Source organism: Desulfurispirillum indicum S5 (genome assembly GCF_000177635.2).
Taxonomy (GTDB): Bacteria; Chrysiogenota; Chrysiogenetes; order Chrysiogenales; family Chrysiogenaceae; genus Desulfurispirillum; species Desulfurispirillum indicum.
In genome coordinates, this window is the sequence record NC_014836.1 from 2,727,085 (window position 1) to 2,739,961 (window position 12,877).

The 12,877-nt window shown below is 51.4% G+C and carries 12 protein-coding genes; all 12 read right to left on the reverse strand.

Translation table 11 applies throughout. The features are described 5' to 3' along the window. Window positions 1-60: 60 nt before the first annotated feature. A complete protein-coding gene (locus SELIN_RS12715; RefSeq protein ID WP_013507049.1) occupies window positions 61-1,236 on the reverse strand; it encodes a dTDP-glucose 4,6-dehydratase in 1,176 nt (391 codons plus the stop codon). Next, the gene (gene rfbD / locus SELIN_RS12720) at window positions 1,229-2,086 is read right to left on the reverse strand and encodes a dTDP-4-dehydrorhamnose reductase (RefSeq protein WP_013507050.1); all 858 of its coding nucleotides are present in this window, start codon (window positions 2,084-2,086) and stop codon (window positions 1,229-1,231) included. The genes SELIN_RS12715 and rfbD overlap by 8 nt, the downstream gene beginning before the upstream one ends. Beyond that, a complete protein-coding gene (rfbC, locus tag SELIN_RS12725) occupies window positions 2,079-2,648 on the reverse strand; it encodes a dTDP-4-dehydrorhamnose 3,5-epimerase (protein WP_013507051.1) in 570 nt (189 codons plus the stop codon). Before rfbC ends, rfbD begins: the two co-directional genes overlap by 8 nt. After that, window positions 2,645-3,535, reverse strand: coding sequence for a glucose-1-phosphate thymidylyltransferase RfbA (gene rfbA / locus SELIN_RS12730; protein ID WP_013507052.1), 891 nt, complete (start codon window positions 3,533-3,535; stop codon window positions 2,645-2,647). Before rfbA ends, rfbC begins: the two co-directional genes overlap by 4 nt. 71 nt (window positions 3,536-3,606) lie before the next feature. Further along, entirely contained in the window at window positions 3,607-5,001 is a 1,395-nt protein-coding gene (locus SELIN_RS12735) for a mannose-1-phosphate guanylyltransferase/mannose-6-phosphate isomerase (protein WP_041726133.1), read from the reverse strand. 74 nt (window positions 5,002-5,075) lie between these two features. Continuing rightward, a complete protein-coding gene (locus SELIN_RS12740; protein WP_013507054.1) occupies window positions 5,076-6,140 on the reverse strand; it encodes a DUF2304 family protein in 1,065 nt (354 codons plus the stop codon). Continuing rightward, window positions 6,140-7,174 carry a glycosyltransferase family 2 protein gene (locus tag SELIN_RS12745; protein WP_156788081.1) on the reverse strand — a complete coding sequence of 345 codons (1,035 nt, stop codon included), beginning with the start codon at window positions 7,172-7,174 and terminating at the stop codon, window positions 6,140-6,142. Before SELIN_RS12745 ends, SELIN_RS12740 begins: the two co-directional genes overlap by 1 nt. 29 nt (window positions 7,175-7,203) lie before the next feature. Further along, window positions 7,204-8,139 carry a glycosyltransferase family 2 protein gene (locus SELIN_RS12750; protein WP_013507056.1) on the reverse strand — a complete coding sequence of 312 codons (936 nt, stop codon included), beginning with the start codon at window positions 8,137-8,139 and terminating at the stop codon, window positions 7,204-7,206. Next, entirely contained in the window at window positions 8,123-9,310 is a 1,188-nt protein-coding gene (locus SELIN_RS12755) for a glycosyltransferase family 4 protein (protein WP_013507057.1), read from the reverse strand. The genes SELIN_RS12750 and SELIN_RS12755 overlap by 17 nt, the downstream gene beginning before the upstream one ends. Next, window positions 9,307-10,098: a class I SAM-dependent DNA methyltransferase gene (locus SELIN_RS12760; protein WP_013507058.1), complete on the reverse strand. Its 792-nt coding sequence runs from the start codon at window positions 10,096-10,098 to the stop codon at window positions 9,307-9,309. The genes SELIN_RS12755 and SELIN_RS12760 overlap by 4 nt, the downstream gene beginning before the upstream one ends. After that, window positions 10,095-11,231 carry a DegT/DnrJ/EryC1/StrS family aminotransferase gene (locus SELIN_RS12765; protein ID WP_013507059.1) on the reverse strand — a complete coding sequence of 379 codons (1,137 nt, stop codon included), beginning with the start codon at window positions 11,229-11,231 and terminating at the stop codon, window positions 10,095-10,097. Before SELIN_RS12765 ends, SELIN_RS12760 begins: the two co-directional genes overlap by 4 nt. A gap of 60 nt (window positions 11,232-11,291) precedes the next feature. Next, window positions 11,292-12,815: a radical SAM protein gene (locus SELIN_RS12770; RefSeq protein ID WP_013507060.1), complete on the reverse strand. Its 1,524-nt coding sequence runs from the start codon at window positions 12,813-12,815 to the stop codon at window positions 11,292-11,294. Window positions 12,816-12,877: the final 62 nt, after the last annotated feature.

Genomic DNA, 12,877 nt, shown 5'->3' on the forward strand with positions numbered 1-12,877 from the left:
ACCACAGAAAAAGCCCCCGCTTCCCAGGAAGCGGGGGCTTTGTTATTCTTCAGGAACCCTTCAACCAGCGGGATGTCCAGGATAGTGACCATTAAGGACACGCTGCCACCACTTTCTGTTCTCAAGATACCAGCATACGGTTTTACGAATTCCTGATTCAAACGTCTCTTCTGGCCACCAGCCAAGCTCATTTTGAATTTTTCCAGCATCTATCGCATAGCGCATATCATGTCCCGGCCGATCGGGCACATGGCGTATCAGATCCGCATATCGCCTTATATCACATTGACTTTCCCTCTGTGCTCCATCATTAATGGGGCACAACTCATCCAGAACCCTGCAGATGGTCTCCACAACATCGATGTTGCGTTTCTCTTCATTACCACCGATGTTATAGGTTTCGCCAATTTTCCCAGTGGTCGCCACCAGAATCAGCGCCCGTGCGTGATCCTCGACATACAACCAGTCGCGAATCTGGTTGCCCTTTCCATATACCGGCAAGGGCCTCCCAGCCAGTGCGTTCAGAATCATCAGAGGAATCAATTTTTCTGGAAACTGGCAAGGGCCATAATTATTAGAGCAATTTGTCACCAGCACAGGCAAGCCAAAAGTCCTGTGCCATGCTCTGACGAGATGGTCAGAACCAGCTTTGCTGGCAGAATACGGACTGCTGGGCTGATAGGGAGTCGATTCCGTGAACCGAGTCTGGAGAGTGGGTGATGGAGAATCGGGGCTGGCAGGAAGTGTTTCGCCATTACCAGCGTCATCATCCGGGTGAGGCAGGTCGCCATATACCTCATCCGTAGACACATGATGAAAGCGAAAACCTGCACTTCGTGACGGCTCCATTGCCTGCCAGTAAGCTCTCGCCTGCTCCAGCAGCACATAGGTTCCAATAATGTTAGTTTGCATAAACTCGCCGGGAGAATCAATGGAACGATCAACATGGGATTCTGCGGCCAGATGCAACACGATATCCGGTTGATAACGACTGAAAATGTCCTTTATCGCCTTGGCATCAGCAATGTCGGCCTTCTCAAATGAGTACCGGTCACTGAAGCTCACCGACACCAAAGAGTCCAGATTCCCCGCATAAGTCAGTTTGTCAACATTGACAACGCGATGAGCCGTGTGCTGAATCAAGTACCGTATCACCGCTGAGCCAATAAACCCTGCTCCACCAGTTACCAGAAAAGTCTTTATACTGTCGCCTGTATTATGAAACCCTTCAGTCACAGCCCACCTTCAACCTGCTTATACAACGTTCAAGCGAATTGCGCCAATAGGGGATGGTAACACCGAATTCCGTCTTGATTTTTCTTTTGTTCAAAACACTATAGTGGGGGCGCTTTGCTGGAAGTGGGTATTCACTTGTTTCAATGGGCTCAATATCACACTTGATACCCGCCATGGCGGTTATGGCACAGGCAAAATCATACCAACTGCAGACACCTTCGTTGGCAAAGTGGAATACCCGCCCGCCCCCCACTGAAGAACATGAGAGCATACGAACCAGCATATCTGCCAGATCACCTGCATAAGTAGGGCTTCCCACCTGATCATCGACCACCCGCAGCTGCCCGCTGCGGCTAGCGTGTTGGAGAATGGTTTTCACGAAGTTCTTTCCTCGAGATGAGTACAACCAGCTGGTACGAACAATAGTACTACGATCATTTGCCGACATGACCGCCTCCTCACCAGCAAGCTTACTGGCTCCATACACTCCCAAGGGGTTTGGCACGTCACCTTCCACATAAGGAACCGTCTTGGTGCCGTCAAATACAAAATCCGTAGAGATATGAATAAAAGGAATCCCCAAGTCGCCTGATATGCGAGCAAGATGCGCCGCGCCTTTTTCGTTAATCCGAAAAGCGTTTTCACACTCACTTTCAGCCGCATCAACAGCGGTATATGCAGCACAATTCACAATACCGGCAATGGGATAAGTCCGGCAAAATCGCTCGACATCACCATAGGCCGTAACATCAAGGACCTCCCGACCCGCAGAGATACACGCTGGCCCCAGGCGTTCGCTGAGTTCCCCACCAAGCTGACCATGGCCACCGGTGACAAGAATCTTACTCATACAAATTTTCAGCAGGAAAGAGTTCAGCCTCTTTCAGGGATGGCTGATGCGAGTCCTTATCAGACAAAAGCAGCTGATCTGCCGGAAGCCTCCAGTCAATGCCAAGATGTGGATCATTATAGACTATTCCGCGATCACTTTTGCTGGAGTAATAATTATCGACTTTATACTGGACAACTGCGACTTCAGAGAGCACCACAAAACCGTGGGCAAAGCCACGCGGAATAAAGATCTGACGTTTATTCTCCGCAGAAAGCTCCGTGCTCACGCAGGCTCCAAAGGTAGGGCTTTCCCGGCGAATATCGACAGCGACATCAAGCACACAGCCAGCCACGACACGCACCAGCTTGCTTTGAGCAAACGGCGGCAGCTGATAGTGCAGTCCTCGTAGTACTCCACAGCGCGAACACGACTCATTGTCCTGCACAAATCCTACCTGAAAGCCAAGAGCCGCATGCAGGGCATCAAGGCGGAATGTTTCCATGAAATACCCGCGACTATCTTCCAATACTCTGGGTTCAAGCAGCAGGACGTCAGCTATCTGTGTGGGCGTAATCTTCATCCCTTCAACCTTTCCCGCTCAGCAATCCGTAACAGATACTGACCATACTGGTTCTTTTCAAGAGGCTTTGCCAAATGCACTAACTGCTGTCTGTCAATGTAGCCCATCTCATAGGCTATCTCCTCAAGACACGCTACCTTCAGGCCCTGCCGCTTTTCAATGACCTCAATGAAATTTCCCGCCTCAAGAAGACTCTCATGGGTTCCAGTGTCCAGCCAGGCATAGCCACGCCCCATAAGCTCAACCTTCAAGCGACCCTGCTTCAGGTAGTACTCGTTGATGGCTGTTATCTCAAGTTCTCCTCGTTCAGAGGGCTGAATCCGCCTGGCAACCTGCACCACATCATTGGTGTAGTAGTAAAGACCTACAACAGCATAATGACTTTTAGGAAACTCCGGCTTTTCTTCAATGCTTACGGCGTCCAGATTCCGGTCAAACTCCACCACTCCATAGCGCTGGGGATTACTCACCTGATAGCCAAATATCACTGATCTGCGCTCCTGTTCGACTATTCTCACGCTTCTGCGCAGCACCTCAGATAAACCATGTCCATAAAAAAGATTATCCCCAAGCACCAGACACACATCGGAGCCTCCGATAAACTCCTCACCAATGAGAAATGCCTGAGCCAATCCATCGGGGCTTGGCTGGACGGCATAGCTGAAGCGCATGCCAAGTTCCGTTCCATCCCCGAGCACATTCTGAAAAGTGGCCTGATCCTGGGGCGTTGTAATAATAAGAACTTCACGGAGCCCGGAAAGCATCAGCACCGAAAGGGGATAGTAAATCATCGGTTTGTCGTAAACCGGGATCAGCTGCTTGGAAACTCCTTTGGTTATAGGATACATACGTGTACCGGAGCCCCCGGCAAGAACAATAGCCTTCATCGTTGAAACCTTTCACCACTTGTCAGCTGGAGGGCTGTAAAAATATTTGGCAGAGGTATATGTGTTGCCACTCAAGAGCTCTCAGACGGGGCAACAGTACGCTCGAAATCATCGTCAAGCCGCACGATGTCATCTTCACCGATATATTCTCCCACCTGAGCCTCAATAAGCACCACCGGAATCCTGCCCTCATTTGAAAGACGATGGATCTCACCCATTTTAATGTAGGTTGATTCATTGGGCCTCACCAGGCGAACTTCATCACCCACAGTAACGGTTGCTGTCCCGGAGACAACGATCCAGTGCTCGTTCCGATGGAAATGTTTCTGTAAACTCAATCTCTTGCCGGGCTTGACTTCAATTTTTTTAATTTTGTAACCACGAGCTTCTTCCAGCACGGTAAAGGTCCCCCAGGGACGGTGACCTGTCAGGTGGATATTGTGCAGCCCATTGCCCTGGGCCCTGAGCCTGTCGACAATCTGACTCACTTTCTGAGATGAGGACTTCCGTGATACCAGCAAAGCGTCACCAGTATCGACAATAATCAGGTTCTCAACATCAATCGTGGCTATTTTTCTTTCGCGGCCATAAATAAAATTGTTTCTTGAACCAACACTTATGTGACAATCATTAAGGGTGTTACCATGCTCATCTTTTGGCAACTCATCATGCAGCGCCGCAAAATTCCCCACATCGCTCCAACCCATAGCAGCGGATACCATTCTGACACGGTCAGATTTTTCCAGCACCGCGCAATCAATGCTGTCATCGGGGATATCAAGCATATCCTCATGCCTGATCCGCATGATTTCACCGTGAATTCCATTCTTAAAAGCCTTCACACAGGCATCATGGATTTTAGGTGAATGGCTGCGCAACTCGTCTAGGAACACGCCAGCCTTGAAGAGGAATATCCCGGAATTCCAATAGTAGCTTCCTTTTTCCAGATACTCCTCAGCAGTGGCCAGGTCAGGCTTCTCGTGAAAAGCCTTTACTGTGAAGCCCTCTCCTGACTCAATATACCCAAAACCCGTTTCGGCATAGGTCGGCTGAACACCGAAAGTCACCAGATAGCCATTCCGGGCAAGCTCCTGTCCCTTGTCAAGAACCTGCTGATAGTGGCGCTGATCCTTGACAAGGTGATCGGAGGGAGTAACCAGAACCAGCTCATCCGCAGCCAGGGCCAGACATGCCAATGCAATAGCTGGAGCCGTGTTCCGTCCGACAGGCTCCAGCACATAGCTTCCCGAAGTCTGATCAAGTTCATGAAGCTGATCGACAGCCAGAAAGTACTGTTCCGCATTGGAAACGATACACTGTCGGTCACATAGCGCGGCATTGCGACTCACGGTTAACTGAAAAAGCGACCGCTCGCCAAACAACTTTACAAACTGTTTCGGCATCAAAGCCCGGCTGACAGGCCACAGCCTGGTACCTGATCCACCACATAAAATCACATTCACCATATTTTGCCTCGCTCCTGTTCAGGGTAGCAGCATGTAATGTCCCATGCAGCTTACCACACCGACGGGAAGATAAACTATTCACGCTCAACGCGAAAGGAGATCGGCCTGCGCAGAGCAGTCATACCGATGGCCAGCAAAACCTTCACCATGTAATATCCTCCCTGAAAGCCGTTGATTGAAGATATTCCCCCTTGGCGCTCGCGCATCTGCACCTCAACTTCGCTTATGGTAAACCCGTTTTTTCCCATGAGGATCACGGCTTCCGGCTCGGGATAATCCTCTGGATAGTAGCTCGCAAGAAAGCGAATCGCCTCGCGGCTGTAAGCTCTGAACCCAGAAGTGTTATCCATTATCTTCTGACCTATCAGTAAGGAGTTGACCCGCTGAAAAAAACGAATGCCAATGCGACGCAGAAAAGTTGAACGGTAACCATCATGGGGAGCCAGAAAACGCGAGCCAATCACCATATCGCTCCCCTGGTGGAGTGCTTTGAGCAGCGCAGGGATCTCCTGAGCCACATGCTGTCCATCCCCATCAAACTGTACCGCATAGCGGTAATTATGGTGTTGGGCAAACTTAAACCCAGTCTGCACCGCCCCGCCAATACCAAGATTCTTCTGCAGATCAATCACCACAGCACAGCCAGTTTCCCTGGCAATGCGTGAAGTATCATCAAGGGAGCCGTCATTGATAACCACAATATCGACATGAAGGCTTTCCTGCTGAAGATCGCGAAGAACTCCGGCAATACTGTTTTCCTCATTCAATGCGGGGACAATAATCAGAGTATCTGCCTGCGGCTCATGGCGACCAGCCACGTGCAGTGCCAAAGCTTGTATCATTTCCTTATTCTGCTCTGAAATCCGGGTAATCACCACCGTCAGGTGAATCAGCAGCAAAAAAGTAAACCCTGTTGTCATGAGAATAAGAACACTTGGAGGATAAGCAATCCCGAACAGAGCGCCAAGCCTGTCAATTGCAAAACGATCAAGGGAAAGATAGAGTAGAAAAATACTCATGACGAACCAGAGGAGTGAATATTCCTCCTTCATGCGCCTGTTCTTAACGAGACTGAAGATAAAGAAAAAAATAAACAGGCTGAAGGCAATAGCCACCAATTGTATACGGTCGAAAACCATCAATCCCCCCCCGTCGGCGTCACCTGATCCAGCAACTCACGGAAGCTCAGGTGATAGCGCTGCAACAATGCAGACAGAGCCTGTGATGTCACTTTACGCCTCCGCATGATATATCGCCTTTTCCTCAGCATTCCCGGACTTCCCGCTAAAGCCTCGCCGGCTCCCTGCAGTGTCGCCAGAATCATTGGCCACGCTGAACCCTGCTGCAAAGCTTCAGCGCCTGTACCCTGCTTTCGGCGAATACTGCGCCATTGCTCAAACCAGCGAACCGTCGTCGTAACCGGCAACGCGATAACAAATCGCAGGGGAAAGGTTTTCAACACCATCCAAAAGTGATTTCGCTCCACAAGGCGCACTTTAAAGGAAGAGAGGCGGCCCGCTGTCTGTGAATATTTATGGTAAACAACAGCCTCAGTCGCCAACACAGCATCCCAACCTGCCAGACGACCACGTAAACCCAGGTCGGTATCCTCTGCATAGGCAAAAAAGTCATCATCAAAATAACCCGTCTCATCCAGCATCGCCCTTTTGTATAGGGCTGCACAGGCACTGGGAAGCAAAATTTCCTCAACCTCCTCCAGCCGAAGTGACGACCAGCGCCGATTGCGGAAGCTCCCTCTGGACATGCCGTCAGAACAGATCTTCAAGCCCAGTGAATCAATCACGTCCGAATCATCAAAGCCACAGATACGACAGCCCACCATACCCGCCTGCGGATAGCGATCGGCCACATCTACCAGTGTCTCCAGCCAGTCAGGCGCAACCCGGGTATCATTGTTCAACGTGACAATATATTCGCCACACGCTTGCTCAATACCGCGATTATTGCCGGTCGCAAAGCCCATATTCTCAGCGAGGTTCACCAGCCTCACCTGGGGAAAACTGGCAGCAACATATGCTGCAGAACCATCATGCGAGCCATTATCTACCAGGATTACCTCATAGCCCGCCATAGTCTGCTGAAACAGACTCCCCAGGCAGGCCTCCAGGTGATGGCGACCATTCCAGTTCACAATAACAACCGAGACTCTCACACTTCCACCGGTATCAGGAGCCCCACGGATCAGCATAAGACCAGCCAGCCAATATTCCGAATCATTCCACTGTATCGAAAACCATAATGGAAAATATGTATCCGCCTTTTCAGCATACCCTGTTGCTCCATGGTAATAAAAGCCTCCAGCATAGCCCGGTCGGGTTCCGGCAACAACACCTGAAAGCGTTCGTAAAAAGCTTTGGCCTGCTTTCGATTACGAGAGAGCACCTCACGAACGCGCGCCAGCGAACATACCTGTCGCAGCAGGTATAAAGCACTCCCGCTGCTGGCACCAACCTGGTTCCCACCATGCTGACGATATAAAAGCATCGGCTTTGGCACATAAGCAATTCCGCCGAAGCAGGAAGCCACCAGGCCCACCCAGTGATCGTGCATAAGTGCCGCATCAGCAATTGGCAAAGCCATTTTGCACAACCTGCGATTCATCATTGCCGTGCAACCTGTCACTACATTCTGCACCAGCAGGCGAGGCAACCGCGCCCCGTGCAGAGGATCAATCCGCTGATAGCGATGCCCCGATGCCGCAAGCTCCTGTAATCCACGATCTACAATTACCATATCCGTATGAACCAGCAGCGGTTTCTCTTCCCCGCACACCGCTTCCAGCTCCTGCATTTTCTCCAGCGAACAGGTAATTTTCTCCGGTAACCAGACATCATCCTGGTCACAGAACATAACGTAGTCGGCACTGCTGTATTCCATCAGCACCGCAAAATTTCCACAGGGGCCGAGATTACGGCTCTGTCGCGGTAGTAACACCATCCGATTCCCATGCTCCCGTGAAAACGCTTCGAGAATCCCCAGGGTCGCGTCAGTTGAGCCGTCATCACGGACAATCAAACGCCAATCTGCGAAACTTTGTTTTAAAATACTCCCTAACAGCTCTGGCAGATGCTCAGCGCCATTGTACGTAGCCAGGAGAATATCAACCGTTCTCGTCATGCAGAACCGCCTCCACAATTGCCCGCAAGCGGGCATTAAATTGCTCCTGCCCCCACTGCGCAGCCCGCTGCCTCCCTTTTTCCGACAATTCAGCGCACAGAGCATCATCAGTCCACAGGCGCCTTATGCAACAGGCAATCTCTTCGCTGGAGTCGGGGTGAAAGTGCAAGGCAGCACCACCAGCCTGCTCCGGCATCGCGTAAATTCCCGATATAGCCACCGGGCACCCCACCGCGAAAGCCTCCAGTGGAGGAATGTTGGTTGGCCCGTAATACGTAGGCATCACCAGTGCACGCGCCCGGCGATAGAGCTCCGGCATATCTTCATCGGGGACATAGCCGAGGAAAATCACATCATCGCCCAAACCCAGCCCCTGCACCTGTCTGACAACCGCCTCGTAAGCATTCTGCCGCCCCCCTGAAAGCACCAGTTTCAGATCCGGTAACTGCTTTTTAAGCTCGGCAACTGCCTCTATCAGGTGTTTATGGTTTTTATGCCACCAGAATTGCGCTGGATAAAAAAGGAATTTTTTCGGTAAAGAAGGATACGTCGAGTCAAAATCATCACGCACCACAGTGGAATGCATATAACGAGGGGCAATAAAAGGCAGGGCATGAACCCGTTGGGCAGGGGTGCCATAGGACTGCATCATTTGCTCGCGGCCCAGCTGGGAGTCAACGAGTATCCCTTTTGACCACCGACTGTTACAAGAGTTGATCCGCTCACGATTCCAGGAGGCCCATCCCGAGGAAGACTCTGGAAAGCGCTTTTCATAGCGATACATCAGATCGTGAATACTGACCAGTGAGGGCACCGGATACTGATAGCTGCGCAGATCATAAGACGGGAAGATCCACAGATCACACTTTTCCCGTAACAATGCCCTGGCAATCGGGTGAAACAGAGGAGTCAGCCTGCGCCATAATCCCATAGGCAAACCGGCAACTGTCCAGAACAGCCCGAGAGCGCGGGCGACCGTTCCACGCTCAATCCTGAGCACCTGCATATCTCTGTTGTGCAGGTAGGGCAACCAGCGATCAGAAGTGTAGCCAACTACCACCGAAAACTGTTCACATGGTAAAGAAGCAAGCGCATCAAGCATCGTCTGATTATACTGAAAAGTTCCGCCGAAATGCGGCTCCGCCTCCAGATACAGTCCAACTTTTCTCATGAAACCACCTGACGGACATCTCGGTCGATCTGCCGGGCCACAAAGCAAACTCCCCAGGTATCAAATCCTGGCTGTCGTGCTGTCATCCATTCTGCAGATTCAACAAGCGTCATGCCTGCCTCTTGCAAGAACATTTCCACTTCTGGCTGAAACAGATAACGCATACGGTGAGTTTCCTGCAACTCTTCCACCGCATTACTGCCTTTGTCGCGCACAAATACCTGATAGTGGGTTTCGACCAGGTTGGTAGTGGCAAACATGACCGGTTCAACAACGCGCGTGACCGCAATTTCGTTATCTTCGACTCGCTTTACTCGCACCTCAGGTCGATCCGTGAGCACAGCCGGGCCATACCAGCAGTCAAAAAGAAAAAGTCCTCCCGGTGCCAGGTGAGACCGGGCCGTCATAAAAGCTGCTTTTAAGTCCGCATTGGAGGTCTGGTAACTCATCACATGAAACAGGGAAACCACTGCATCAAAGGTTTGCTCAAGCCGGATAGTTCTGATATCACCACAATAGAGCGAGACACGATCTACGCAATCCCCAAGTGCTCTCTCCTTTTCTGCAACCGTCAGCATTTCCTGGGACCTGTCAACCCCAGCCACCAAATAACCTGACTTGGCCAGCAACATCGCATGCCGGCCAGTGCCACAGCCAAGATCCAGTACGCTCGCCGCTCCGGGACGATATCTCTGAATCAAACCATCAACATAAGCAGCTTCTGCAGCATAATCCTTGTCGCGATAGAAGAGATTGTAATACCGTGAATATGCACCAAAAACATTCATATCGCCCTCGTTGGCTGGTAATTGTCAGCGGAAAAAAGCTCTTTGACTGCAGTAACCACCATCTCCATCTGCGCTTTCTGTAAAGCCATACCACTGGGAATGTAAAAACCGCGCCGGGCAAGACGCTCGGCAACCGGGTAGCGCTCCCCGCCGAACAGCCCCATATTTCTGAATACCGGCTGCTCATGCATGGGCCAGAAGAAAGGGCGAGTGGCAATCTGCCGACTCCCCAGGCGCGCCATAGCCTCCGATGCTTCAAAAGGCACAGAATCATGCAGAACCGCGCCAAAGACCCAGAAGATATTCTCGGCATAGTTCGTTGACAGCGGCATCATCTCAAGGCAGTCAAGATCCGACAGTAATCGACTATACAAATTGCCCATCTGACGCTTGCGAGCGACAAATTCATCGAGGCGTTCCAGCTGAGCCACCCCCAGGGCAGCCTGTAGATTACTCATACGGAAGTTATAGCCAAGCTCCTCATGGATAAAGCGCCTGGAACTAAAACAGAGATTGCGTAAAGAGCGGCAACGCGCAGCCAATCCTTCATCGTTCGTCAACACCATCCCACCCTCGCCGGTGGTGATATGCTTATTGGGATAAAAACTGAACGTGCTGATATCACCGAAACTCCCGCAAGGCTGTCCCCGGAAAGTCTGACCAAGCATCTGGGATGCATCTTCAATAACAAGAAGGCCATGCTTGCGAGCAACCCTGGCAATAGCATCCATATCTACCGGCAAACCATAGATATGCACTACCATGACTGCCCGGGTTTTTGGTGTAATACGACCCTCAAGCTGGTTCACATCCATGTTCCAGGTTTTAGAATCGCTATCCACAAGCACCGGAACACAACCACGGCGAATAACCGCCGCCGCACAGGAGATGATCGTGAACGTCGGCATAAGCACCTCATCTCCCGGCTGCAGGCCAAGACCAGCAATGGCAAGCTCCAGGGCAGCCGTACCATTGCACACCGCGATACCATGCCGACGCTCCACCCGGCCAGCCAATTCGCGCTCAAAACGCTCAACAAACGGCCCTTCCGATGAAATCCAGCCACTGTCAATACACTCAGTGACATAGCGACGCTCATTTCCATCCAACAAAGGCTCATTGACAGGGATCATTGCCAGCTCCTTTCATATTGAGCTCACCCGGCACTATGGCCTCATCTCTCAACCTGTCTGTCAGCGGACCATTCCCCTTGACTTCTGATAGTGATCCTGCTCAGCGCAATAGGGCTGCTGCTCAGGCATAATACCGAACTTCCAATCCTGATACAGTTTTTCAAGGGCAAGATTGTAATTGTTATGCGACGGCACACAATAGGCACAGGTATTCTTGGAAAGAGCCCTACGCTGAGACAGACTTTCACCCCACAGGTGCTGAAACTGGGCACCCAAGGAGACAAGCGAACCAAATTCAGACAGCTGCCCGAGAATATCCTGACGAGCCCGCCGATACTGAGAACCTGGATTCGCAGCATCGGAGCACGGATACAGTTCGCCGTAGGGGCCAACAGTCAACATTCTTCCTCGGATGGAAACCCAGCAGCGCGGTACCCGAGCCGGAGCAACCTCCCGTTGCTCCGGCTTTTGCAGGAGATTATCATCGATAACCACATCCAGAGGGCGAAAAACTCCCTGCTGCACCTTTTCAAGCAACCCCCCCAGGGATTCACGATAGCTTTGCTCAGCCTGATACACGGGTTTGTCGCCATAGCAGGTTTCAATCTCCTTGATATCGCAAAAATCCAGGCCAGTTTCACGGGCTCGCAGCAAAAACCCTTCCACATTGGAGACGAAGCGCGACACCAGGCAACTTGCTCCAATTCGCACCGCACTGCCTGTTCGCTGCTTGGCACTGACTACCTGGGCTATATTCTGCCACAGAGACTCAAAAAGCCCAGCATTGCGCCCTTTGTACTGCGACCACTCCGCCGCCGTCGCCGCATCAATGCTGAAACGCACTTTATTCAGATTTTCGGCCAGCACACGATGCTCCTTCGCTCCCCACTCTGCCGGAAAGATACCATTGGTATACAGGGAGATTTCTGCATCGGGAGCAATACTGCGCAGATGTTCCATGGCAGGTACCGTTAACCCGGACAAGGAAGGCTCACCACCGCCACCAAAACTGAAACTCCTCACCCCCATATCCACAAAAAGCTGCTGCAGCAAGTGCAAGCGTTCACTGGTCAACGCCTCGCCTGACTGTTTATAGCCTATGAAGTGCCATGTCCCACTTTCATCGGGACGACAATTCGGGCATGCCTTGCAACGCAGATTACATACCAGGGCAGGATGGAATTCCACATGACAGGGCAAGCAGACATCACCAGCAAACAAAGTGCCCAGCATGGTGCGGTTGTCAGGAAGGAGCTCACGCCGTAAAAAGCTGACACGACGGCGCAGGGGGGAGTCAAAGGTCAGAGCATCTTGAATCGACCGTGATTCCCTGATAACAGCGTAAATTTCAATCAACTCCTGGCAGCCCAAACCAAACAGCTTTGCAATATCTTCGCTGGGCAAAGTTGGATCGATAAAAAGCGTCTCGGCAACACTGAGCGCCAGGCGCGACTGGGCAGTATCAGCAAGAGCCGTTGAGCCATGCCGTAAACGCAACGCCGTTGCCAGTTCTTCGCCAAACCCCGCCATCGACATGTCAGGTGGAATTTTTTCAACAGCGGGGCAGAGTACATCCTTTTTCATAAGCTTCTTTAAACCTTTACAAGTACTTCACTGAACCGGAAACTCCCGGCTTCACAATTTCA